The 24,884-nt window shown below is 53.7% G+C and carries 23 protein-coding genes; 16 read left to right on the forward strand and 7 right to left on the reverse strand.

All coding sequences use genetic code 11. The features are described from left to right. Positions 1 to 21: 21 nt before the first annotated feature. The 6 genes from rng to csrD all read right to left on the reverse strand — a co-directional run bounded on the left by rng (position 22) and on the right by csrD (position 6,917). A complete protein-coding gene (gene rng / locus INF86_RS16090; protein WP_003860405.1) occupies positions 22 to 1,491 on the reverse strand; it encodes a ribonuclease G in 1,470 nt (489 codons plus the stop codon). Continuing rightward, a complete protein-coding gene (locus INF86_RS16095; protein WP_023307082.1) occupies positions 1,481 to 2,074 on the reverse strand; it encodes a nucleoside triphosphate pyrophosphatase in 594 nt (197 codons plus the stop codon). Before INF86_RS16095 ends, rng begins: the two co-directional genes overlap by 11 nt. Positions 2,075 to 2,083: 9 nt before the next feature. Beyond that, the gene (gene mreD / locus INF86_RS16100) at positions 2,084 to 2,572 is read right to left on the reverse strand and encodes a rod shape-determining protein MreD (protein WP_003860402.1); all 489 of its coding nucleotides are present in this window, start codon (positions 2,570 to 2,572) and stop codon (positions 2,084 to 2,086) included. Continuing rightward, positions 2,572 to 3,588 carry a rod shape-determining protein MreC gene (gene mreC / locus INF86_RS16105; protein WP_003860400.1) on the reverse strand — a complete coding sequence of 339 codons (1,017 nt, stop codon included), beginning with the start codon at positions 3,586 to 3,588 and terminating at the stop codon, positions 2,572 to 2,574. Before mreC ends, mreD begins: the two co-directional genes overlap by 1 nt. A gap of 62 nt (positions 3,589 to 3,650) precedes the next feature. Next, positions 3,651 to 4,694: a rod shape-determining protein MreB gene (gene mreB / locus INF86_RS16110; RefSeq protein ID WP_000913396.1), complete on the reverse strand. Its 1,044-nt coding sequence runs from the start codon at positions 4,692 to 4,694 to the stop codon at positions 3,651 to 3,653. A 282-nt stretch (positions 4,695 to 4,976) separates the two neighbouring features. Further along, positions 4,977 to 6,917, reverse strand: a complete 1,941-nt coding sequence (gene csrD, locus INF86_RS16115; RefSeq protein WP_022649564.1) for an RNase E specificity factor CsrD — start codon at positions 6,915 to 6,917, stop codon at positions 4,977 to 4,979. 183 nt (positions 6,918 to 7,100) lie between these two features. On the opposite strand from csrD, the gene INF86_RS16120 reads away from it, so the two are divergent. The 14 genes from INF86_RS16120 (at position 7,101) to INF86_RS16185 (ending at position 20,029) form a co-directional block, all read left to right on the forward strand. Further along, positions 7,101 to 8,075, forward strand: a complete 975-nt coding sequence (locus INF86_RS16120) for an MDR family oxidoreductase (RefSeq protein WP_063148467.1) — start codon at positions 7,101 to 7,103, stop codon at positions 8,073 to 8,075. Between the two features lie 77 nt (positions 8,076 to 8,152). Further along, positions 8,153 to 9,154, forward strand: coding sequence for a protein-methionine-sulfoxide reductase catalytic subunit MsrP (gene msrP / locus INF86_RS16125; protein WP_032626457.1), 1,002 nt, complete (start codon positions 8,153 to 8,155; stop codon positions 9,152 to 9,154). Further along, positions 9,155 to 9,754 (forward strand): protein-methionine-sulfoxide reductase heme-binding subunit MsrQ, encoded by a 600-nt coding sequence (msrQ, locus tag INF86_RS16130; protein WP_038416810.1) that lies wholly within the window; start codon positions 9,155 to 9,157, stop codon positions 9,752 to 9,754. Between the two features lie 234 nt (positions 9,755 to 9,988). After that, a complete protein-coding gene (gene aroQ, locus INF86_RS16135) occupies positions 9,989 to 10,441 on the forward strand; it encodes a type II 3-dehydroquinate dehydratase (RefSeq protein ID WP_022649568.1) in 453 nt (150 codons plus the stop codon). Between the two features lie 21 nt (positions 10,442 to 10,462). Continuing rightward, positions 10,463 to 10,924, forward strand: coding sequence for an acetyl-CoA carboxylase biotin carboxyl carrier protein (accB, locus tag INF86_RS16140; protein ID WP_010436174.1), 462 nt, complete (start codon positions 10,463 to 10,465; stop codon positions 10,922 to 10,924). A gap of 10 nt (positions 10,925 to 10,934) precedes the next feature. Then, entirely contained in the window at positions 10,935 to 12,284 is a 1,350-nt protein-coding gene (gene accC, locus INF86_RS16145) for an acetyl-CoA carboxylase biotin carboxylase subunit (protein ID WP_003860388.1), read from the forward strand. Positions 12,285 to 12,392: 108 nt separating this feature from the next. Further along, positions 12,393 to 12,635 (forward strand): YhdT family protein, encoded by a 243-nt coding sequence (locus INF86_RS16150; RefSeq protein ID WP_193543714.1) that lies wholly within the window; start codon positions 12,393 to 12,395, stop codon positions 12,633 to 12,635. Then, positions 12,625 to 14,076, forward strand: a complete 1,452-nt coding sequence (gene panF, locus INF86_RS16155; RefSeq protein WP_022649570.1) for a sodium/pantothenate symporter — start codon at positions 12,625 to 12,627, stop codon at positions 14,074 to 14,076. The genes INF86_RS16150 and panF overlap by 11 nt, the downstream gene beginning before the upstream one ends. A gap of 11 nt (positions 14,077 to 14,087) precedes the next feature. After that, entirely contained in the window at positions 14,088 to 14,969 is an 882-nt protein-coding gene (gene prmA, locus INF86_RS16160) for a 50S ribosomal protein L11 methyltransferase (RefSeq protein WP_038416812.1), read from the forward strand. A gap of 137 nt (positions 14,970 to 15,106) precedes the next feature. Further along, the gene (locus tag INF86_RS16165; protein WP_038416814.1) at positions 15,107 to 15,847 is read left to right on the forward strand and encodes a carbonic anhydrase; all 741 of its coding nucleotides are present in this window, start codon (positions 15,107 to 15,109) and stop codon (positions 15,845 to 15,847) included. A gap of 329 nt (positions 15,848 to 16,176) precedes the next feature. Beyond that, positions 16,177 to 17,142: a tRNA dihydrouridine synthase DusB gene (gene dusB / locus INF86_RS16170; protein ID WP_006812176.1), complete on the forward strand. Its 966-nt coding sequence runs from the start codon at positions 16,177 to 16,179 to the stop codon at positions 17,140 to 17,142. Positions 17,143 to 17,165: 23 nt separating this feature from the next. Beyond that, on the forward strand, positions 17,166 to 17,462 hold the full coding sequence (gene fis, locus INF86_RS16175; protein ID WP_000462905.1) for a DNA-binding transcriptional regulator Fis: 297 nt from the start codon (positions 17,166 to 17,168) through the stop codon (positions 17,460 to 17,462). A 178-nt stretch (positions 17,463 to 17,640) separates the two neighbouring features. Continuing rightward, positions 17,641 to 17,805 carry a DUF2556 family protein gene (locus INF86_RS16180; protein WP_003860373.1) on the forward strand — a complete coding sequence of 55 codons (165 nt, stop codon included), beginning with the start codon at positions 17,641 to 17,643 and terminating at the stop codon, positions 17,803 to 17,805. A gap of 139 nt (positions 17,806 to 17,944) precedes the next feature. Further along, positions 17,945 to 20,029 (forward strand): bifunctional diguanylate cyclase/phosphodiesterase, encoded by a 2,085-nt coding sequence (locus INF86_RS16185; RefSeq protein WP_193543715.1) that lies wholly within the window; start codon positions 17,945 to 17,947, stop codon positions 20,027 to 20,029. Here INF86_RS16185 and envR read toward each other — a convergent pair. Beyond that, positions 20,024 to 20,671 carry an acrEF/envCD operon transcriptional regulator gene (gene envR, locus INF86_RS16190; protein WP_022649574.1) on the reverse strand — a complete coding sequence of 216 codons (648 nt, stop codon included), beginning with the start codon at positions 20,669 to 20,671 and terminating at the stop codon, positions 20,024 to 20,026. The two genes, INF86_RS16185 and envR, sit on opposite strands and share 6 nt — an antisense overlap. 396 nt (positions 20,672 to 21,067) lie before the next feature. Here envR and INF86_RS16195 point away from each other — a divergent pair, with 396 nt between their 5' ends. Further along, positions 21,068 to 22,207: an efflux RND transporter periplasmic adaptor subunit gene (locus tag INF86_RS16195; RefSeq protein WP_022649575.1), complete on the forward strand. Its 1,140-nt coding sequence runs from the start codon at positions 21,068 to 21,070 to the stop codon at positions 22,205 to 22,207. An 11-nt stretch (positions 22,208 to 22,218) separates the two neighbouring features. Beyond that, positions 22,219 to 24,884, forward strand: a 2,666-nt coding sequence (locus INF86_RS16200; protein ID WP_227414808.1) for an efflux RND transporter permease subunit, incomplete at its 3' end; no start/stop codon positions are given.

Raw genomic sequence — 24,884 nt, forward strand, 5'->3', positions numbered from 1 at the left:
AAATCTCGCAGCGAACTGCGTTTACATCATGACGACGTCAAACTGCTCCTGGTTATAGAGCGGCTCAATTTGCACTTTTACCTGTTTGCCGACAAAGATTTCCACTTCCGCCAGCGCGTGCGACTCTTCCCCTTTCAGGGCCTCCGCCACCGCAGGGGAAGCATAGACCAGAAAACGGTCTGAGTCGTAGGCATGATGGACACGGACAATCTCACGCATGATCTCGTAGCAGACCGTCTCCACCGTCTTTACCGTTCCGCGTCCATGGCAGGTTGGACACTCATTACACAGGACATGTTCCACGCTTTCGCGGGTCCGTTTCCGGGTCATTTCCACCAGACCGAGCTGCGAGAAGCCATTGATGCTGGTTTTCACGCGATCTTTACTCAGCGCCTGCTCCAGGGAGTGCAGCACGCGACGGCGGTGGTCTTCATTATTCATATCGATAAAGTCGATGATGATAATACCGCCCAGATTACGCAGGCGAAGCTGGCGTGCGATGGCCTGCGTCGCTTCTATATTGGTATTAAAGATGGTGTCATCGAGGTTGCGATGGCCGACAAACGCGCCGGTGTTGATGTCGACGGTGGTCATCGCTTCGGTCTGATCAATAATCAGATAGCCACCCGATTTCAGCTCAACCTTACGCTCCAGCGCACGCTGGATTTCGTTTTCAACGTCATAGAGATCAAATATCGGCTGGCGTCCGGTGTAATGCTCCAGCAGCCCCGGCATTTCCGGGATGTACTCGGCGGTAAACTCCAGTAAGGCTTCGTACGTCAGACGGGAGTCCACGCGGATTCGGTCGAGCTGCGCATCGGCGAAATCACGTAATACGCGCTGAGCGAGCGCCAGCTCACCGTACAGCCGGTAGCGGGTCTGGTTGCGTTTTTTACGCTCCATCACTTTGGTCCAGACGCGCTTCAGATAGGCCGCATCCGAGGCCAGGTCTTCTTCGCTGATCCCTTCCGCTGCGGTACGGATAATAAACCCACCCTGCTCGTCGCAGTAGGCGCTGACCACCTTTTTCAGGCGTTCACGCTCGCTTTCGCTCTCAATACGCTGTGACACGCCGACGTGCGACGCCCCCGGCATAAAGACCAGATAACGTGAAGGAAGGGTGATGTCGGTGGTCAGACGCGCGCCTTTGGTGCCCAGCGGATCTTTTACCACCTGCACCATCAGATCCTGGCCCTGACGCACCAGCTCAGAGATGTCGCGCACGGCAAACTGCTTTTGCTCTTCGCCTGCCACGCATTCGGTATGCGGCATGATGTCGGAGGCGTGTAAAAACGCCGCTTTATCGAGCCCAATATCTACAAAAGCCGCCTGCATACCCGGCAGTACACGACTGACACGACCTTTGTAGATATTGCCTACGATTCCGCGCCGCGCTTCACGCTCAATATGAATTTCCTGAAGAATGCCACCATCAATGTAGGCCACACGGGTTTCCGATGGCGTTACGTTTACCAACAATTCAGCCGTCATAATTATCCCTTCCCTCACGCAGTGAGTTAAAATTGCTCAGCAACTCATACGTTTCCACCAGCGGTAAGCCGACTACGGCGTGATAGCTGCCATTTATCTTCCTGACAAAACAGCCACCCAACCCTTGAATACCGTATGCACCTGCTTTATCCATAGGTTCACCGCTGGCGACATAGCCGGCGATCTCCTCGTCGGTGAGGACTCTGAACGTCACTTCCGTTACCACAAGGCAATCCAGAACGTACTGGCTGTCTGCCAGCGCTACCGCCGTCATCACCTGATGGGTTTGTCCGGACATGTTACGCAGCATCCGCGCAGCATGGTCTGCGTCGCGGGGTTTCTCAAGCACCTCACCATTGAGAATGACGATGGTATCGGCCCCCAGCACCGGTAAGTCACGCGGCACGCATGCAACGCCCGCCTGCGCTTTTTCACGCGCCAGACGGGAGACATACTGCTGAGCGCTTTCGCCCTCAGCACGTTTTTCTTCGATACCGGTAACGATGCGTTCGAAGGATACACCCAACTGCGCGAGCAGTTCCTGGCGACGCGGAGAACCGGAGGCAAGATACAAAGACGTCATAGAAACCTTTTATTGCACGGCAAACTGCTGGCGAATTTTACGCATCAGCAGGAACAGCCACGGCCAGAGCACACCGTTTACTACACTACTCCAGAACACTTCCGGTCGGAAAGAGACGTTGATCACTAAAAACTCTGCCCAGAAAACAACGATATCCGCAGCGAGCGACAACAACATCACCACCAGCGCCTGTTGCCAGAGCGCAAGGTTACGAAAGAGCTGGAATTTGAGTGCAACGAGATACGCAATAATGCTCATGGATAAGGCGCGGACGCCAAGCGTAGAGCCACTGATAAGATCCAGTATGGCACCCATCACAAAACCTGTGCCGACATTTACGCGGTGCGGCAGGGCAAGGATCCAGTAGAGCAAAATGAGTAATACCCAGTTTGGCCGGAAAACAAGAATGTCGTCCGGCCAGGGCATAATTTGCAGCAACAATGCAACGAGGAATGAGAGCCAGATTACCCAGCGCCCCTGGCTACGATAACTGGCCACTACTGCCCTCCACCCGAGACTTGCGGCGGTGGCGGCGCATCCGGTAGCGGCTGCGTTAACCCCGTCGCCGGAGCCGGTACGGGCGCAGGTGGCCCCATTGCATCCGGCGCAGGCAGCACCTGCGGCATCATCTGCATCAGGCGCTCATTGGCCACGCGATGCACATCTTCCGGCGTCATCGGGTTAGCGCCGTTGCGATCGGCGCCCCATAGCAGCAGCAGGTAGCGTAAACGCTGCAAGCCAGCCGTTGGACGCGCCTGGATCACGGTGTAGGCACGTTGAGTGTCGAGCTTCACGGAAGAGACAACCGCAACCGGGTAGCCTTCAGGGAAACGACCGCCCAGACCAGACGTCACCAGCACGTCACCCACGCGGATATCCGTGTTGGCGGGCAGGTGTTCCAGTTGCAGATCGTCCGTACAACCATTACCGGCGGCAATTACGCGAATATCGTTACGCAGCACCTGAATCGGCAGTGCATGGGTGGCATCGCAAATCAGCAGCACGCGGCTGGTCAGTTTGGCAACAGCCACGACCTGGCCCACAACGCCTTTATCGCTGATGACAGGCTGACCTTCGTATACGCCGTTCACGCTGCCTTTATCAATCACCACCTGATCGCTGTATGGATCGTTTACGGTGGAGATCACCTGGGTGACCATTTTCTGTTCATCCTGGCGCAGCGGCGAGCCAAGCAGTTCCCGCAGACGCGCGTTTTCCTGCTTATATTGCCCCAGCATCAGTAGCTCGCTGTTTTTCAGTAGCAGTTCCTGGCGTAATGCACGGTTTTCGAGTTCGAGCTGGTCACGCGATGAAAGCGTTTGCGACACGGAGTCGAGCAGTTCACGGGGACCATTTGAAATAAAGTAGAAAGGACTGACGGCGGTATCCATGTACGTTCGGATCTGGCTGAACGTACCGAGGCGGCTATCGGCAATAATGACCCCGAGCGCCACCAGAACCGCCAGGATCAGGCGAAACTGTAGCGACGGGCCACGGCTAAAAATTGGCTTCATAGGCTATGCGTATTCTCGCGTCAGAGAGAAAGGGTAGCCATTTGCTACCCTCTCACACCCGACTACTCTTCGCTAAACAAGTCGCCGCCGTGCATGTCGATCATTTCCAGCGCCTTGCCACCACCACGGGCGACGCAAGTCAGTGGATCTTCTGCAACTACGACAGGAATACCTGTCTCTTCCATTAACAGGCGGTCGAGGTTACGCAGCAGCGCACCACCACCGGTAAGAACCATACCGCGCTCGGAGATATCGGAGGCCAGCTCTGGCGGGCACTGTTCCAGCGCTACCATCACCGCGCTCACGATGCCGGTCAGCGGCTCCTGCAACGCTTCCAGGATTTCGTTGGAGTTCAGGGTGAATCCGCGTGGCACGCCTTCTGCCAGGTTACGACCGCGAACTTCGATCTCGCGAACTTCATCACCCGGATAGGCAGAACCGATTTCATGCTTGATGCGCTCTGCGGTCGCTTCACCGATCAGAGAGCCGTAGTTACGGCGAACGTAATTGATGATGGCTTCGTCGAAACGGTCGCCGCCGATACGCACGGAAGAGGAGTACACCACGCCGTTCAGGGAGATAACGGCCACTTCAGTGGTACCGCCACCGATATCCACCACCATAGAACCGGTTGCTTCAGAAACCGGCAGACCCGCACCAATTGCCGCAGCCATCGGTTCTTCAATCAGGAACACTTCACGCGCACCGGCACCCTGAGCGGATTCACGGATTGCACGGCGTTCAACCTGGGTTGCGCCAACCGGCACACACACCAGTACGCGCGGGCTTGGGCGCATGAAGCTGTTGCTGTGAACCTGCTTGATGAAGTGCTGAAGCATTTTTTCGGTCACGAAGAAGTCAGCAATAACGCCATCTTTCATTGGGCGGATCGCGGCAATGTTGCCCGGCGTACGGCCCAGCATCTGCTTCGCATCATGGCCTACTGCGGCCACGCTTTTTGGCGAGCCAGCACGATCCTGACGAATGGCCACAACGGAAGGCTCATTCAATACGATGCCTTGTCCTTTTACATAGATAAGGGTATTCGCGGTACCCAGGTCAATGGACAGGTCATTGGAAAACATGCCACGAAATTTTTTCAACATACTAAGGGATAATCCTGAAAGCTGGGGCGGAAAACAAAATCCGCTTACTTTACCAACCACACGCAGCAGCGACAAGGCGCAAAAATCGTCTGCTACGGTGAAAATTAGTGCAGCACGTTTCCTTTGTTACAAATTCATCCCCTGAATCCCTCAGGGCTGAGTAAACAGCAGCGTCCCTCACTTTCACTTGTAACCTATAAAAGGTCGTTCACTGGCTTTTATGCTCGTCTTACTCAAAGCTACAGGCGCGATATTCTACGTGAAAACAAAGTAAACGGCAGGTCAAACAGAGTATCTTTGCAAATATTTTTTCACATTGGTGTCAAGCGGCTGAGAGGCGGCAAAAAAATCCCCCTGACCGCCCGTCACGCCGCGCTCTGTCAACATCTGCCATTCACTGCGTGAACGTACGCCTGCGGCAAATACTTGCGTTTGCGTTCCTTTGCACGCCTCCACCAGGCTTTGTACCAGCAGCTGGTTTTCCGTGCGCTTTTCGATATTCCTTACCAGACCCGGATGCAGCTTCAATAATTCGACATCCAGCTCTTTGATCCAGCTGGTGCTGACCAGGGTAAGACCCGCCTGTGTTACCGCCACGCGAGCCCCAAGCGCATTGATTAAACGCACAACCGAGCGCAACCGGCTGATGTGTTGACCTACATCTGCCTCTGCAAGTTCAAAAATAATGCGTTTGCGTTGCGATTTTTCGCATTGCATTAACGTGTCACGTAACCAACGCTGAAAACGCGGACGGATCAGCGATTCGACGGTCACCTGTAAAGCCAGATTTTCTTCAGGCCAGTACGATAAAAACGGAATGAGGCGGGTGATTTGCTGGCGGTCATACTCTTCGGACAATCCGAATTGCAGCACCATCGGCAAATACTCTGCGGAGATAACCTCCTCGGTCCCGTCAAAAATACGGCACATCAGCTCACGATGATGGACATGACCATTTTTTATGACCGCCGGTTTTTGATAGATGCGCGGTCCACCCCGGCTCAGCATCTGTTCAATCAGGGTTCGCCAGCGTACGTTGCCGCGCCCTTTTTCCGGTAGCGTATCATCATAGACCGCCCAGCCGTTCGCCCCCTGCAATACGGCGTTGCGCGTGGCCGCTTCTGCATGTTCCATCACCTGCTCCGTCGACTGACCGCCGCGCCAGGCACAGATGCCCATATGCACCATGTCGTCGCGGTCGAGCATTTTGCTCTGGGGTAGCGCATCGACGGCTTTCAACAGCTGGCTGGCGATACTCTCGGACTCCTTTAAGGTGCGATGCGGCAGCAAGACGGCAAAGTCGCTGCGGTGGTAGCGTGCCAGTAACGCGCCGGGGTAGCGCATAATAAAGGTGGACAGCAGGTTAATCAGCGTGAAGAGGTTCTCTTCCGCCACGCGCTGGCCCCAGGTATCACGGAGCAGATCGAAGTCGGGCAGGCGAATCATCATTACCACGCCATGCGTCCCCACCTTTTCGGGATCATCAAGAAGCGTAGCCAGCTGATTATCAAAGAAGAGACGGTTGTTAAGGCCCGTTTTGTTATCCTGCGCGGCGTAGGAGCGAATCAACGTGTCCATACGGCTACGCTGATCGCTGGCAAACTGGATTTCGGAGAGCAGCACGTCCAGGGCGCTACTGGTACGTGATGGCCATTCATAAACCGATCCCCGTACCTGCGGACCCCGCTCGCCATTCAGTATTCGCACCGAGCGTGTTTCCAGCAGTTCCTGGCCGGAAAGTTGACGACGCTGCCAGCGAACGGCGAGGAAAATCAGCAGGACGATCAAGGCAACGGCGATGGTTAAGGGCGCGGTGGTCATGAGCGAGCGTAAATAGTTGCTCATCGGATCCTGGTACATCAGATGGATTGTCATACCCGGATGTTTAAGTGAGCGTACCGTTATGTCCCGATACTGATCTACCGTGCCGGCAGGACGGTAGCTGCCCTGACGGGTATGGCTGAAAACGGTCTGCTTCCCCTGTTTAATGTCGATCTGCACGATATCCACAGGCACCATTAACTCATCCAGTTCACGCGAAAGTGCCGGGAAGGAGGTTGTAATCAGGCGAGTGTCGATAACCGATGCAACCGATTCTACCCGGTTAACCAGCTTATCCTGGATGGCATTATAAAAGCTCAGCGAGCAGCCGATTAGCGTGACAAATATGGTCAGTCCCGTCAGCAAGGTGATAAAAGCTGAGAACTTCGTCGTTAATCGCATCCTTGAGATTACTCCGTGGGTTGAAGGGGTCGCAAGTGAGCGCTAACTTGCATTTCAAATGCGGCATACTACCAAACCTGGTGTATCTGGCAATTTATTGCGTTAAATCGGCACTGCGTTTCATTGAGCGAGTATAGTCTTCAGTACATATTTTCCCATCATCAATCCTAGTGAGGACCCTGTATGCAGGCTTTGATCTTAGAACAGCAGGACGGCAAAACCGTTGCCTCGGTGCAAGCCATTGACGAGAGCCGCCTGCCGGAGGGCGACGTGACCGTAGATATCGACTGGTCAAGCCTGAACTATAAAGATGCACTGGCCATTACGGGAAAAGGTAAAATCATCCGAAATTTCCCAATGGTGCCAGGCATCGACTTGGCTGGTCGCGTGCATACCAGTGAAGATCCGCGTTTTCACGCTGGACAGCAGGTGCTGCTCACCGGCTGGGGCGTAGGTGAAAACCACTGGGGAGGACTGGCAGCGCAGGCGCGCGTAAAAAGTGACTGGCTGGTCCCGATGCCGAAAGGCCTGGACGGCCGTAAGGCGATGATCGTCGGCACGGCAGGTTTCACCGCCATGCTCTGCGTGATGGCGCTGGAAGAGGCCGGGATCCGTCCTGACTCTGGCGAAATTGTCGTGACCGGCGCCAGCGGTGGCGTGGGCAGCACGGCCGTCACGCTGCTGCACAAGCTGGGGTACCAGGTCGCCGCCGTCTCTGGCCGCGAAAGTACGCATGATTATCTACGTCAGTTGGGCGCAAGCCGTATTCTGAGCCGCGACGAATTCGCCGAGACCCGTCCGCTGGAAAAACAGGTCTGGGCTGGTGCTGTAGATACCGTCGGCGACAAAGTGCTGGCGAAGGTGCTGGCGCAAATGAATTACGGTGGCTGCGTGGCGGCCTGTGGTCTGGCGGGTGGTTTTGCCCTGCCGACGACGGTGATGCCATTTATTCTGCGTAACGTGCGTCTTCAGGGTGTCGATTCGGTCATGACCCCAGCCGAGCGGCGGGCTGAGGCCTGGGAACGTCTGGCGCGGGATCTGCCAGCCTCATTCTATGAGCAGAGCGCCACTGAGATTACCCTGAGCCAGGCGCCAGAGTACGCCAATAAAATCATGGACAACCAGTTCCACGGTCGTGCGCTGGTTAAAATCGCCTAATCTTCAAATTTTCGTGACATATTCGCGCTAACCCTCCTCCTCCGTCATGCTTAGAAAAACGCCTGACGGAGGATGCCATGAAAACCCGAAAACTGACGGAAGCAGACGTAACGTCCGAGTCTGTCTTTATGCTACAGCGTCGCCAGATCCTGAAAATGCTTGGCATCAGCGCCACTGCCCTGACGCTCACCCCTGCGGCCCACGCCGATCTGCTCGACTGGTTTAAGGGCAACGACCGCCCGAAAGCCCCCTCTGGCGCACCGCTTAACTTCACGAAACCGGCGCAGTGGCAGAATAAACTGACGTTGACGCCGGAAGATAAAGTCACCGGCTATAACAACTTCTATGAGTTTGGCCTCGATAAGGCCGATCCTGCCGCCAACGCCGGGAGCATGAAAACCGATCCCTGGACGCTGAAGATTGATGGCGAAGTGGCAAAGCCGCTGACGCTGGATCATCATGACCTCACCACCCGCTTCCCACTTGAAGAACGCATTTACCGTATGCGCTGTGTGGAAGCCTGGTCGATGGTGGTGCCGTGGGTAGGTTTCCCTTTGCATAAACTGCTGGCGCTGGTTGAGCCCACCAGCAACGCGAAGTATGTTTCCTTCCAGACGCGCTATGCCCCGGACGAGATGCCAGGCCAGAAGGATCGGTTTATCGGCGGCGGGCTGGAGTATCCCTACGTTGAAGGTTTACGTCTCGACGAAGCCATGCATCCGCTTACGCTGCTCACCGTCGGGGTTTACGGCAAAGCGCTGCCGCCGCAAAACGGGGCGCCCATTCGCCTGACCGTACCGTGGAAATACGGTTTCAAGGGCATCAAATCGATCGTCAGCATTAAGCTCACCCGTGAACGCCCACCCACCACCTGGAACCTCGCAGCGCCAGATGAGTATGGTTTTTTTGCCAACGTTAACCCGCACGTTGATCATCCACGCTGGTCGCAGGCGACGGAACGTTTTATCGGTTCCGGCGGCGCGCTGGATGTTAAACGCCAGCCAACGCTGCTGTTTAACGGCTATGCAGATGAGGTGGCATCCCTCTATCGTGGGCTGAATTTACGGGAGAACTTCTAAGTGCGTTTAACGGCAAAGCAGATAACCTGGCTGAAGGTACTCCTGCATTTAGCCGGATTGCTCCCCTTTATCTGGCTCTTTTGGGCAGCCAGCCAGGGACAGTTCAGTGCCGATCCGGCTAAAGATATTCAGCATTTTACGGGTCGGATGGCTCTGAAATTTTTGCTGGCGACCTTGCTCGTCTCACCGCTTGCGCGCTACGCTAAACAGCCATTGCTAATACGTACCCGTCGGCTTTTGGGGCTATGGTGTTTTGCCTGGGCGACGCTGCATCTCACCAGTTACGCCCTGCTGGAACTGGGCATTAACAACCTGGCACTCCTTGGCAGCGAACTGGTTACGCGTCCTTATCTGACGCTGGGTATCGTAAGCTGGCTGGTTTTACTGGCGCTGACGCTGACATCCACGCAGTACGCGCAGCGAAAAATGGGACGGCGCTGGCAACTGCTGCACAACTTCGTCTATCTTGTCGCGATCCTTGCGCCCATCCATTACCTGTGGTCGGTGAAGATATTATCTCCTCAGCCGGTCATCTACACCCTGCTGGCATTGGCCCTTTTAGCATGGCGTTACAAGAAGTTCCGCCAGTGGGTACGATAGTCCACGAAACTGTGCGTTTTCCCGCAGATTATTTATCAGCCGCGAATCTTTTTCGGATAGCGGTTGATAATCTTCCCTGATAAGACCAGTATTTAGCTGCCAAATGCTACGAAATCGTTATAATGTGCGACTTCGGTTTTCCGGACAGGGGTTTTTGGCCTCTGAAAGGGTGACAATTGCGTGTTGACGGTATATGTTGTTTTTTACCCGAAAATCGCAGGAGATAGCGGCACAATGGCTGACAAATTCCAAATTTTAGTATTGAACGGACCGAACCTGAACATGCTCGGCACCCGTGAGCCAGAGAAGTACGGCACGCTGACATTGAGCGAAATTGTTAACCGTCTGGGTACGGAAGCAGCCTCGCTGAATGTGGATTTGGACCATTTTCAGTCAAACGCGGAGTACGCAATCATCGACCGTATTCATCAGGCTAAAGACACTGTGGACTATATCCTGATCAATCCGGCCGCGTTTACGCACACCAGTGTTGCTATACGCGACGCACTGCTCGCGGTGAGTATCCCGTTTATCGAGATCCATCTGAGTAACGTGCACGCCCGAGAGCCGTTCCGCCACCATTCCTACTTGTCAGATATCGCCGCTGGCGTGATATGTGGGCTGGGTGCAGACGGCTATTCATACGCTTTACAGACAGCGGTAAAACGCTTGTCACAATCACACTAAACAAGAGTACGGAACCCACTCATGGATATTCGTAAGATTAAAAAACTGATCGAGCTGGTTGAAGAATCAGGCATCTCCGAACTGGAAATTTCTGAAGGCGAAGAGTCTGTACGCATCAGCCGTGCAGCCCCAGCCGCTAGCTTCCCGGTAATGCAGCAAGCTTATGCTGCGCCAGTGCAGCAGCCTGCGCTCTCCGCAGCCGTTGCACCAGCAGCAGAAGCCGCACCTGCAGCAGCTGCAGAAATCAGTGGTCACATCGTACGTTCCCCAATGGTTGGTACTTTCTACCGCACCCCGAGCCCGGACGCGAAAGCGTTCATCGAAGTGGGTCAGAAAGTCAACGTAGGCGATACCCTGTGCATCGTTGAAGCCATGAAAATGATGAACCAGATCGAAGCAGACAAATCAGGTACTGTGAAAGCGATTCTGGTCGAAAGTGGTCAGCCGGTAGAATTTGACGAGCCGCTGGTCGTCATCGAGTAACGAGGCGAACATGCTGGATAAAATTGTTATCGCCAACCGTGGCGAGATTGCACTGCGTATTCTTCGTGCCTGTAAAGAACTGGGCATCAAGACCGTGGCCGTGCACTCAAGCGCGGATCGCGATTTAAAACACGTATTGCTGGCGGATGAGACGGTCTGTATCGGTCCGGCTCCGTCCGTAAAAAGCTATCTGAACATCCCGGCGATCATCAGCGCCGCCGAAATCACTGGCGCGGTCGCGATTCACCCGGGTTATGGTTTCCTCTCTGAGAACGCCAACTTTGCTGAGCAGGTTGAACGCTCTGGCTTTATCTTCATTGGCCCGAAAGCCGACACCATTCGCCTGATGGGTGACAAAGTGTCTGCCATCACCGCGATGAAAAAAGCCGGCGTGCCAACCGTACCGGGCTCTGACGGCCCGCTGACCGACGATATGGATGCTAACCGCGCCCATGCTAAACGCATTGGCTACCCGGTTATCATCAAGGCGTCTGGCGGCGGCGGCGGTCGCGGTATGCGCGTTGTACGCAGCGATGCTGAACTGGCGCAGTCCATCTCCATGACCAAAGCGGAAGCGAAAGCGGCTTTCAGCAATGACATGGTGTACATGGAAAAATACCTGGAAAACCCACGCCACATCGAAATTCAGGTGCTGGCTGACGGTCAGGGCAACGCGATCTATCTGGCTGAACGTGACTGCTCCATGCAGCGTCGTCACCAGAAAGTCGTCGAAGAAGCGCCAGCGCCGGGCATTACGCCGGAACTGCGTCGCTACATCGGTGAGCGTTGCGCCAAAGCGTGTGTCGATATCGGCTATCGCGGGGCGGGTACCTTTGAGTTCCTGTTCGAAAACGGCGAGTTCTACTTCATTGAGATGAACACCCGTATTCAGGTTGAACATCCGGTTACCGAAATGATCACCGGCGTTGACCTGATCAAAGAACAGCTGCGTATCGCAGCCGGTCAGCCGCTGTCCATCAAACAGGAAGAAGTTGTGGTTAAAGGCCATGCGGTAGAGTGCCGTATCAACGCCGAAGACCCGAACACCTTCCTGCCAAGCCCGGGTAAAATCACGCGTTTCCACGCGCCGGGTGGCTTTGGTGTGCGCTGGGAGTCCCATATTTACGCCGGTTACACCGTACCGCCGTACTATGACTCAATGATCGGTAAGCTGATCTGCTACGGCGAAAACCGTGACGTGGCCATTGCCCGCATGAAGAACGCCCTTCAGGAGCTGATCATCGACGGGATCAAAACCAACGTAGATCTCCAGATGCGCATCATGAGCGACGAGCACTTCCAGAATGGTGGTACTAACATCCACTACCTGGAGAAAAAACTTGGTCTGAACGAGAAGTAAGAGACCAGTGTTGCTAAAAGGCCGGATTATCCGGCCTTTTTTATTTCTGGGGATCGCAAAGCCCCATCATGTACAATCCCCGCTTTCTTCATCCACAAGGGACAAAAAATGGACAAACGTTTTGTTCAGGCCCATAAAGAAGCGCGCTGGGCGCTGTGGCTGACCCTTCTCTATCTCGCTGCATGGTTAGTAACTGCTTACTTACCTGATTCAGCGATTGGCATTACCGGCCTCCCGCACTGGTTTGAAATGGCCTGCCTGCTGCTGCCGCTGGTGTTTATTGTGCTGTGCTGGGCGATGGTGAAATTCATCTATCGCGATATCTCCCTGGAGGAAGATGATGCAGCTTGAAGTCATTCTGCCGCTTGTCGCTTACCTGTTCCTGGTGTTTGGCCTGTCGGTTTATGCGATGCGTAAACGTTCGACCGGCACCTTTCTGAACGAGTATTTCCTCGGGAGCCGCTCAATGGGTGGCGTCGTGCTGGCCATGACGCTGACCGCTACTTACATCAGCGCCAGCTCGTTTATCGGTGGCCCGGGCGCCGCTTATAAGTACGGACTGGGCTGGGTACTGCTGGCCATGATCCAGCTGCCTGCCATCTGGCTCTCTCTGGGCATACTGGGTAAAAAGTTTGCCATTCTGGCCCGTCGCTACAATGCCGTGACGCTGAACGATATGCTGTTTGCCCGCTATCAGAGTCGCTTGCTGGTATGGCTGGCAAGCCTGAGTCTGCTGGTGGCGTTTATTGGTGCGATGACGGTGCAGTTTATCGGCGGCGCACGTCTGCTGGAAACGGCAGCCGGGATCCCCTACGAGACGGGTCTGGTCATTTTCGGTGTGAGTATCGCGCTGTACACCGCGTTTGGCGGGTTCCGTGCCAGCGTTCTGAACGACACGATGCAGGGAATGGTGATGCTTATTGGCACTCTCGTTCTGCTGGTGGGTATCGTGCATGCCGCAGGGGGCCTGAGCCATGCGGTTGAAACCCTGGAAGCGATCGATCCGAAACTGGTCTCGCCGCAGGGGGCGGATGACATCCTCTCTCCAACCTTTATGACCTCGTTCTGGGTGCTGGTGTGCTTTGGCGTGATTGGCCTGCCGCATACCGCCGTGCGCTGCATCTCATATAAAGACAGCAAAGCGGTACACCGCGGGATTATTATCGGGACAATTGTGGTGGCAATCCTGATGTTTGGTATGCACCTGGCGGGCGCGCTGGGACGCGCGGTGATCCCTGACCTTACCGTACCGGATCTGGTCATTCCAACCCTGATGGTGAAAGTACTTCCGCCGTTTGCCGCCGGAATTTTCCTCGCCGCACCCATGGCGGCCATTATGTCGACCATCAACGCTCAGTTGCTGCAAAGTTCCGCTACGATCATTAAAGATCTCTATCTGAATTTGCGCCCTGAACAGGTCGAAAATGAGCGACGCCTCAAGCGCATGTCGGCGGTGATTACCCTGGTGCTGGGGGCGTTGCTGCTGCTGGCCGCGTGGCGTCCACCGGAGATGATCATCTGGTTGAACCTGCTCGCCTTTGGCGGGCTGGAAGCCGTTTTCCTGTGGCCGCTGGTGCTGGGGCTGTACTGGGAACGCGCGAATGCCGCGGGTGCATTAAGCGGCATGATTGTCGGGGGCGTCCTGTATGCCGTTCTCGCCACGTTGAAAATTCAGTATCTTGGCTTTCACCCGATCGTGCCTTCGTTACTGTTAAGTTTACTGGCGTTTGTGGTGGGTAACCGTTTTGGCCGTCCCGTTCCACCCGCCACCCTGATTTCTACTGATAAATAAAGAGTTTTGCCATGCCGTGGATCCAATTGAAACTGAACACAACCGGCGCGAACGCCGAAGAACTGAGTGATGCGCTGATGGAGGCCGGTTCGGTCTCTATCACGTTCCAGGACACGCATGACACGCCGGTCTTTGAGCCGCTACCAGGCGAAACGCGCCTGTGGGGTGATACGGACGTTATCGGCCTGTTCGATGCAGAAACCGACATGAAAGAGGTCGTGGCGATTCTGGAAAACCATCCGCTGCTGGGCGCGGGTTTCGCGCATAAAATCGAACAGCTGGAAGACAAAGACTGGGAACGCGAGTGGATGGACAACTTCCATCCGATGCAGTTTGGTCAGCGTCTGTGGATCTGCCCAAGCTGGCGCGACGTTCCCGATGAAAATGCGGTCAACGTAATGCTGGATCCGGGTTTGGCGTTCGGCACCGGTACCCACCCGACAACCTCCCTGTGCCTGCAATGGCTGGATGGCCTGGATCTGGAAGGCAAAACCGTGATCGACTTCGGTTGCGGATCCGGGATCCTCGCTATCGCGGCGCTGAAACTGGGCGCGGCAAAAGCCATCGGGATCGACATCGATCCGCAGGCGATTCAGGCCAGCCGTGATAACGCCGAGCGTAATGGCGTTTCCGATCGCCTTGAACTGTATCTGCCTGATGCACAGCCAGAGGCCATGAAAGCCGATGTGGTGGTCGCGAATATCCTGGCTGGCCCGTTACGCGAGCTGGCGCCGTTAATCAGCGTGCTGCCGGTTGAAGGCGGTCTGCTGGGCCTGTCCGGTATCCTTGCCAGCCAGGCAGCCAGCGTCTGTGAAGCCTACGCCGATCTCTTTGCGCTCGACCCGGTTGTCGAGAAAGAAGAGTGGTGTCGCATCACCGGTCGTAAAAAATAAGCCTTTGGCGTGGTCGTCTGACCACGCCTTTTCCCTTCGGTTTTTTCTCCCCCCTTCATCCTTTCTTCGATAAAATAACCTCACAAATCATAATGTTAATCATTGATTTGGATAATAAAATTCACAGGAAGAATACGATGAAACACATTTCAGGCAAGGCAGCGCTGCTGGCGCTGAGCATGATTTCGGCTACGGCTTACGCATCACACTGGAGCTATCAGGGAGAAGGCGCACCGGAACACTGGGGCGAACTGGACGAGGCGTACAAGACGTGTAAAAGCGGAATGTATCAGTCGCCGGTCAACATAGACAACACGGTCAAAGCCCACATCTCTCCGCTGGAAACGCACTATATCGACGGCCCGGTCATTCTGACAAACAACGGCCATACTATCCAGGCGAGTGAAAATGCCGATACACGCGACAGCATCACGCTTGATAAACAGCGCTGGACGTTACAGCAGTTCCATTTCCATGCACCATCCGAAAACACGGTGCACGGTAAAAAATACGCAATGGAAATGCATCTGGTCCATAAAAACGCTGACGGCGAACTGACGGTCGTTGCCGTTATGTTCGATCAGGGCGCGGCAAACACTGAGCTGGATAAACTCTGGGGCGTGATGCCAGGACAGGTTGACCAGAACGTTACAATTAAGCCAACCCTCGATATGAATAAATTACTGCCTGCGGATAAAACCTACTGGCGTTTTAGCGGCTCCCTGACCACGCCACCGTGCTCAGAAGGGGTGACATGGTTGGTGCTCAAGCATCCGCTGACCGTCTCTGCTGAACAGCTGCAAAAATTCACTCACACTATGCACCACGAAAACAGCCGCCCGGTTCAGCCGCTTCATGGCCGTCTGGTTGTTGAATAAGCCGATTTTTTGCGCTGATATCCTGTGCTGAAATGCGACGCAGATCGCAAAGAAGCGCCATAATCTGCTGCATATCGCAGCAGATTATCCCGGCCAATTGATTCATTTATTCAGAAATGATGAGAAGTTACGGGAAATTGTAAGCGCCCACAAAATGTTCATTTCTTCATAACACAATGATTTAAATAGCGAATAATCTTATCCGAAAAGAATGACTGGCGATTCCTTGATCTACAACAGAGGATTGTTCAAAGTTTGGCCTTTCATCTCGTGCAAAAAATGCGTAATATACGCCGCCTTGCAGTCACAGTATGGTCATTTCTTAACTCATGCGCATCGGACACCACCAGCTTAGAAATCGCCTGATCGCAGCCCCAATGGCAGGTATTACCGACCGGCCGTTCAGGACGCTGTGCTACGAGATGGGAGCAGGATTAACCGTTTCCGAGATGATGTCGTCTAACCCGCAGGTTTGGGAAAGCGACAAGTCCCGCCTTCGGATGGTGCACGTGGATGAGCCAGGTATCCGCACCGTGCAAATTGCCGGAAGCGTGCCTGAAGAGATGGCAGATGCCGCGCGTATTAACGTGGAAAGTGGCGCCCAGATTATTGATATCAATATGGGTTGCCCGGCCAAAAAGGTGAATCGCAAGCTTGCAGGTTCAGCCCTTCTGCAATACCCCGACCAGGTGAAGTCAATCCTGACGGCGGTTGTCAGCGCAGTGGACGTTCCTGTTACGTTGAAGATTCGCACGGGTTGGTCGCCGGAACACCGTAACTGTGTAGAGATTGCCCAACTGGCCGAAGACTGTGGCATTCAGGCCCTGACCATTCATGGACGCACTCGCGCCTGTTTGTTCAACGGTGAAGCTGAATACGACAGCATTCGGGCAGTTAAGCAGAAAGTTTCCATTCCGATTATCGCGAATGGCGACATAACTGACCCGCTTAAAGCCAGAGCTGTGCTCGACTATACGGGAGCTGATGCTCTGATGATAGGACGTGCCGCTCAGGGAAGACCCTGGATCTTTCGGGAAATCCAGCATTATCTGGACACTGGGGAGCTGCTTGCCCCGCTGCCTCTGGCAGAGGTTAAGCGCTTGCTTTGTTCGCATGTTCGGGAACTGCATGACCACTACGGCCAGGCAAAAGGGTACCGAATTGCGCGTAAACACGTATCCTGGTATCTCCAGGAGCACGCTCCAAATGACCAGTTTCGGCGCACATTCAACGCCATTGAGGATGCCAGCGAACAGCTGGAGGCGTTGGAGGCATACTTCGAAAATCTTGCGTAATGAAATAAAGAGCTGACAGAACTATGTTCGAACAACGCGTAAATTCTGACGTACTGACCGTTTCTACCGTTAACTCTCAGGATCAGGTGACTCAAAAGCCCCTGCGTGACTCGGTTAAACAGGCACTGAAGAACTATTTTGCTCAACTGAACGGTCAGGATGTTAATGACCTGTATGAGCTGGTACTGGCTGAAGTTGAACAGCCACTGTTGGACATGGTGATGCAATACACCCGTGGTAATCAAACCCGCGCTGCCCTGATGATGGGCATCAACCGTGGTACCCTGCGTAAGAAATTGAAAAAATACGGCATGAACTGATACTAATCAGTTAAATGCTTGTTTAAAAAGGCGCTCTTCGGCATGGGGAAGCGCCTTTTTTATTGCCCGGATGAGCGACCGTCAACGCTTTGTAAACCTTCTCCTTCCCCACTTTTCAACGCCCGCTTTTCGTGTATATTTCCACCACCTTACAGGCTCTCTTTTCGCGGAATGACACATGATTCGTAAATACTGGTGGCTGGTCGTTTTTGCTGTCTCTGTTTTCATTTTCGATGCGCTGCTGATGCAGTGGATTGAACTGATGAGCACCGAAACCGATAAATGTCGCAATATGAATTCCGTGAACCCGCTAAAACTGGTCAACTGCTCAGAGCTGGACTAGCCTCTTCCATCCTGTACCCCTCTGTTATCACCCAATAAAAACAGGGGCTTAAATCACTTTTCGTCATTTCCTGACGATGATAATGTCTGTGCCCTTTCCAACCGCTCTTGCTTAACGTCTCACAACGAGTGAACAGACCATGCTGGTTAGCCAATACAACCAAATCCTCGTCGTCATCTCCTTTATTGTCGCCATTCTTGCCGCCTATACCGCGCTGAATATGGCTGCGCGCGTTGCCGGAAGCCAGGGCGTCGCTGCACGCGTCTGGCTGGCAGGTGGCGGTGTTTCGATGGGGATTGGCGTGTGGGCGATGCATTTCATCGGTATGCTGGCGATGGATCTTTCCATGAGCATGAGTTACAACGCGACCCTGACCGTGCTTTCGATGATTATCGCCATCAGCTCGTCAATGTTCGCCCTGTGGCTCGTTAGCGGCGAGCAGCTACATTTGCGCCGACTGCTGCCTGGCGCCGTCGTGATGGGTGCAGGCATAGTTACCATGCACTACACCGGTATGGCTGCCCTGGAGGTTACTCCGGGTATTGTCTGGGATAAAACGTGGATGGCTATCTCTGTGGGCATAGCCCTTGCCGCTTCACTGGCCGCTCTTTGGCTGACGTTCCGTTTACGTCAGGAAGCTGCACGAATGGCGTTGATGCGTCTGGGGGCGGCGATCACCATGGGCATCGCTATCGCTGGCATGCATTACGCCGGCATGGAAGCAGCACAATTTCCAATGTCGACGATGGTCCACCATCATGGTCTTAACGGGAGCTGGCTGGCGATACTGGTTAGCGTGGTCGCGCTCGCTATTCTGGGGATTACGCTGCTGGTATCGATGTTCGATGCCCGCCTTCAGGCTCGTACCTCGCTGCTGGCCTCATCCCTGGCAGAAGCTAACCGTGAACTCGCACAGCTGGCGTTGCATGATACGCTGACGCGCTTACCCAATCGTATTCTGCTTGAGGATCGCCTCGATCAGGCCATCAGCAAGGCCGATCGCGAAGGAAGCCCTTTCGCACTGATGTTTATGGATCTTGATGGCTTTAAAACCGTCAACGATGCCTATGGTCATGATGTCGGTGACAATCTTCTGGTTGCGGTGACTCAGCGTTTGCTGTTGCAGTTGAAAGGTCAGTACACGCTGGCGCGTATCGGTGGGGATGAATTCGTCCTGCTGGCCGAAACCACTACCCCGGATGATGCTGCCTCACTGGCAAATTCACTGGTACGCGTCATTGATAGCCCGTTCCATCTCGATCCTTACGAACTGATGGTCACCCTGAGCATTGGCATTGCGCTCTATCCACACGATGGCAAAACCGATCGTGAACTGATGTTTAACGCTGATGCTGCGATGTACCACACGAAACATATGGGTCGTAACGGTTATCACTTCTTTCAGCCGTCAATGAATACGCTGGCGCAGACGCATCTTCAGCTGATGAATGATCTGTGGCAGGCCATCGACCGTAATGAGTTACGTCTGCTTTATCAACCTAAATTCCACGCCCCTGCCGGGCCGGTCATCGGATTCGAAGCGCTGTTACGCTGGCAGCATCCCAAACAGGGATTACTGCCCCCCGACCTGTTTCTACCGCTTGCAGAGAAAACCGGGCTGATTATTCCAATTGGAAACTGGGTAATCGACGAGGCCTGCCGCCAGCTGCGAGAATGGCACCTTCAGGGCCACACGGACTGGTCAATGGCGGTGAATCTTTCTACGTTGCAGTTCGAACAGCCGTCGCTGGTTAAAACGGTTCTCGATTGTCTGACGCGCCATAGCGTACCGCCCGGCATGTTGATCCTGGAGGTGACCGAAACCACGGCGATGAGCAATCCGGACGAAAGCGTTCGTGTCCTGACAGCGCTGACGGATGCGGGCGTAAAAGCCTCGATAGACGATTTTGGTACAGGTTATTCAAGCCTTCTTTATCTTAAGCGACTCCCTGCCTGCGAGTTGAAAATCGATCGTGCTTTTGTAAAAGAGTTAAGTGGAGAGAGTGAAGATGCGACGATCGTCTCGGCGATTATCGCCCTGGCAAAAACGCTGAATCTGAAGGTCGTGGCAGAAGGGGTCGAAACCGCAGCGCAGCAGACCTTTCTGACAGAACTGGGATGCAATACGCTACAGGGTTATCTGCTGGGCAAACCGATTACCGCGCAGGCTATTATGGAACAGTGCCAGCACGGGGAGATGTCACCATCCCGTATGCAATCATGAGGCTGTATCGTAGAACACTGGCGCCACTCGAGTGATATTTAGTGTCGCAAGAATATTATCCACCAGCGCCGGCGCCTGTTTGTACAGATTAAAACTGTTGCTATCCATTAACCAGTTTTTAATGACTCCGCTAAAAAATGCGTGGAAAACAATCAGCGCCAGTTCAATATTAGTTTGGGAAGAAATAATGCTACGCGCAACGCATTGTCTCAACGTCCTGCGAAGATAAGTATCGTTTAAACCGATCCGCTTGCGTATTTCACATTCTGAAATCACATCGTCATGAAATTCACACTTATGATACAAAATTTGTAAAAGAGCATACTGACGTGGCTCGCTCGCAATATATTGCAGCGCGACAATAAACTGTTCACGAAGCATTAACAAAGGGTCATCTTTTTCAGAAAGTATTAACCTGTCACGAATCATTTCACGCAGCGGCAATTGCTGTTCCCAGATGGCGTTAAATATTTCCGCTTTACTCGAAAAATGCCAGTAAACAGCCCCGCGAGTAAGTTGAGCAGCATCGGCGATGTCGGTAAGCGTGGTATTAGCCACGCCACGTGTCGCGAATAGCCCGATAGCGGCTTCAATCAGCTGCTGCCGGGTCTTTTGAGCCTCTTCTTTCTTTTTACGCGCCATAGCCTGCTACTCATTACTTATACGGTTGATACGACATCAAACGTTATTAAAGGGTCGTGTAAGTCAAAGTATTCACCATAACCCGTTTTAGTTTTGCACAAAAAAAGTCAATTCATTTAATTTATAATTCATACGAATAAATTGAGCGAATCAAATTCATTAAATAAATAGTTTGTATTTACTCATAAGTATTCCGTTGATTATCCTGACAGAAGCCGGATTTCGAATACACTGGTTCAGAATCTGATTTTGCTTTTTATTGCCTCCATCAGCACTTATAAATTAAAAAACCTTGAATACCCTCATTATTATACGCAGCTACATTTCTTTTTTTGCCTCACACCCTTTCACCGACTTATGGCATATATCGGTTCAAGGGTAGTTTAAGGAACAGTAATGACGAATCACTTCAGACGCTTACCCTTATCCGGTTTCATTGTCTGTGCTGCACTGCTCGCCGGGTGCGATGGACAAGAAAACCCACAGCAGCATGGGCAAGCTCCTCAGGTCAGTGTTCATATTGTCAAAAGCGCGCCACTGGCCGTAACGACGGAATTGCCAGGCAGAACTGACGCTTATCGTGTGGCGGAGGTTCGTCCCCAGGTAAGTGGTATCATTCTGCACCGTAATTTTACCGAAGGCAGCGACGTCAAAGCGGGTGAATCACTTTATCAGATCGATCCGGCCACCTATCAGGCAGCCTACGACAATGCGAAAGGTGAACTGGTAAAAGCGCAGGCTGCGGCAAACATAGCCCATCTGACGGTAAAACGTTACCTTCCGCTGGTCGGTACGCAATATGTGAGCAAGCAGGAGTATGATCAGGCGGTGGCAACCGCCCAGCAGGCGGATGCAAGCGTCGTTGCCGCGAAAGCTGGCGTTGAGAGCGCGCGGATCAATCTTGCTTATACGAAAGTCACATCGCCAATCAACGGGCGCATTGGCAAATCCAGCGTCACTGAAGGGGCGTTAGTCACTAATGGTCAGTCAACCGCACTGGCGACAGTTCAGCAGCTCGATCCCATTTATGTCGATGTAACGCAATCCAGCAGCGATTTTATGCGTCTGAAGCAGCAGACGAGCCTGCAAAAGGGAGACACCAGCAGCGTTGAGTTGCTGATGGAAAATGGCCAGCCTTATCCGCTGAAAGGAACGCTCCAGTTCTCTGATGTCACGGTAGATGAAAGTACCGGCTCAATCACCCTTCGCGCTCTCTTCCCTAACCCTCAGCATATGCTGTTACCGGGTATGTTTGTCCGTGCACGCATTGACGAAGGCACACAGCCTGATGCCATCCTTGTTCCCCAGCAGGGGGTAACCCGTACACCTCGCGGTGATGCAACCGTGCTTGTGGTAAACGATAAAAACCAGGTGGAATCTCGCACTGTCGTTGCACCGCAGGCGATTGGCGATCGGTGGTTGATCACGGAAGGTCTGAAAAATGGCGACCGCGTCATTATCAGCGGCCTGCAAAAAGTTCGCCCTGGCGTCACCGCCGTGGCTATTCCTGATACCGCCGCGACTCCAGCCAGTTAAGGGATAACGAGATGGCTAATTTCTTTATTCAACGGCCTGTTTTCGCCTGGGTGCTCTCCATCATTCTGATGATTGCGGGCGGGCTGGCCATTTTAAAACTGCCGGTGGCGCAATATCCAACCATTGCGCCGCCAGCAGTTGCGGTGACAGCGACCTACCCTGGCGCTGATGCCCAGACGGTCCAGGATACCGTGACGCAGGTTATCGAACAGAACATGAACGGAATCGACAATCTGATGTACATGTCGTCCACCAGTGATTCTGCCGGTAACGTCACCATCACCCTGACGTTCGAGTCGGGTACGGATCCTGATATCGCGCAGGTGCAGGTTCAGAACAAACTCCAGCTCGCCATGCCGCTGCTACCGCAAGAAGTACAGCAACAGGGGATCGGCGTGGAAAAATCCAGCAGCAGCTTCCTGCTGGTCGCGGGATTTGTGTCGGATAATAAAAACCTCACTCAGGATGATATCTCCGACTATGTCGCTTCTAACGTAAAAGATGCGATCAGCCGTACTTCCGGCGTCGGTGATGTGCAGCTGTTCGGTGCGCAGTATGCAATGCGCATCTGGCTGGACAGCAACGCGATGAATAAATATCAGCTCACGCCGTTGGATGTCATTAACCAACTGAAAACGCAGAACGACCAGATTGCTGCGGGCCAGTTGGGAGGTACGCCGTCCGTACCAGGGCAGCAACTGAACGCCTCAATTATTGCTCAAACGCGCCTGAAATCGCCGGAGGAGTTTGGCCGTGTGACGCTGAAGGTGAACCAGGACGGTTCAATGGTCCACCTGAAAGATGTGGCCCGCATTGAGCTGGGTGGCGAAAACTACAACATGGTCACCAAAATCAATGGCCAGGCAGCAACGGGGCTCGGGATCAAGCTGGCGACTGGCGCAAACGCGCTGGATACCGCTGCCGCCATTAAGAGTAAACTGGCGCAGTTGCAGCCCTTCTTCCCTCAGGGCCTGAAAGTCGTTTATCCGTACGACACCACACCTTTCGTGAAGATCTCAATCCATGAAGTGGTGAAGACGCTGTTTGAAGCGATCGTTCTCGTGTTCCTGGTGATGTACTTGTTCCTGCAAAACCTGCGGGCGACCCTTATTCCGACTATTGCCGTGCCCGTGGTGCTACTGGGTACCTTTGCAGTACTGGCTGCGTTTGGTTTCTCCATTAACACCCTGACGATGTTCGGGATGGTATTGGCGATAGGTTTGCTCGTCGATGATGCCATCGTGGTGGTTGAGAACGTAGAACGCGTCATGGTTGAGGACAAGCTGCCGCCAAAAGAGGCGACCCAGAAGTCGATGGAGCAAATCCAGGGCGCTCTGGTGGGCATTGCCATGGTGCTTTCAGCGGTGTTTATTCCGATGGCATTTTTTGGAGGTTCAACCGGGGCTATCTATCGCCAGTTCTCGCTAACCATTGTCTCCGCGATGGCCTTATCGGTGCTGGTGGCGTTGATATTAACGCCTGCTTTATGTGCAACGCTGCTCAAACCGGTTTCCAGCGACCATCATGAAAAGAAAGGTGGATTCTTCGGCTGGTTTAACGCGCTTTTTGATAAGAGCGTGGAGCACTACAGCAACAGCGTGAGCGGCATTTTACGTAAGACCGGACGCTATCTGCTGGTTTACGTCATCATCGTCGGCGGCATGGCAGTACTGTTCCTGCGCCTGCCTTCCTCCTTCCTGCCGGAAGAGGATCAGGGGGTGTTTATGACGATGGTTCAGCTGCCGGCAGGGGCGACGCAGATGCGTACCCAGCAGGTACTCGATCAGGTTCAGGACTATTATCTGACGAAAGAGAAAGCGAACGTTGAATCGGTCTTTACCGTAAACGGATTTAGCTTTAGCGGGCAGGGGCAGAACTCCGGTATCGCTTTCGTCAGCCTGAAGCCATGGGAAGAACGCCCGGGCAAGGAAAACGGCGTTGAGGCGATTGTCAGCCGCGCAACGAAAGCGTTTAGCCAGATCAAAGATGGTCTTGTATTTCCGTTTAACCTCCCTGCCATTATTGAACTGGGTACCGCAACAGGCTTTGACTTTGAACTGATTGACCAGGCAAACCTGGGACATACGCAGCTCACGCAGGCACGTAACCAACTGCTTGGCATGGTAAGGGAACATCCTGACTTACTGGTCCGCGTGCGTCCTAACGGACTGGAAGATACGCCACAGTACAAACTGGATGTCGACCAGGAGAAGGCCCAGGCGCTGGGTGTGAGCATATCTGATGTCAATCAGACCATCTCAACAGCATTGGGTGGTACTTATGTGAACGACTTTATCGATCATGGACGCGTGAAAAAAGTTTATGTCCAGGCTGATGCTCGCTTCCGTATGTTACCAGGAGATATTAACGACCTGTATGTGCGTAGTGCTAACGGCGAAATGGTGCCTTTCTCTGCCTTTAGCAGCTCTCACTGGGTGTACGGCTCACCTCGTCTGGAACGTTACAATGGGATGCCATCAATGGAGATCCTCGGTGAGTCTGCGCCAGGCAAAAGTACCGGTGAGGCAATGGAGATGATGGAAAGCCTTGCGTCGAAACTGCCTTCCGGAATTGGCTACGACTGGACGGGGATGTCTTATCAGGAACGTCTTTCCGGAAATCAGGCTCCAGCACTGTATGCCATTTCACTGATTGTGGTGTTCCTGTGTCTGGCGGC

Origin of the sequence: Enterobacter cloacae complex sp. I1M (genome assembly GCF_014982425.1) — a bacterium.
GTDB classification, from domain to species: domain Bacteria; phylum Pseudomonadota; class Gammaproteobacteria; order Enterobacterales; family Enterobacteriaceae; genus Enterobacter; species Enterobacter intestinihominis.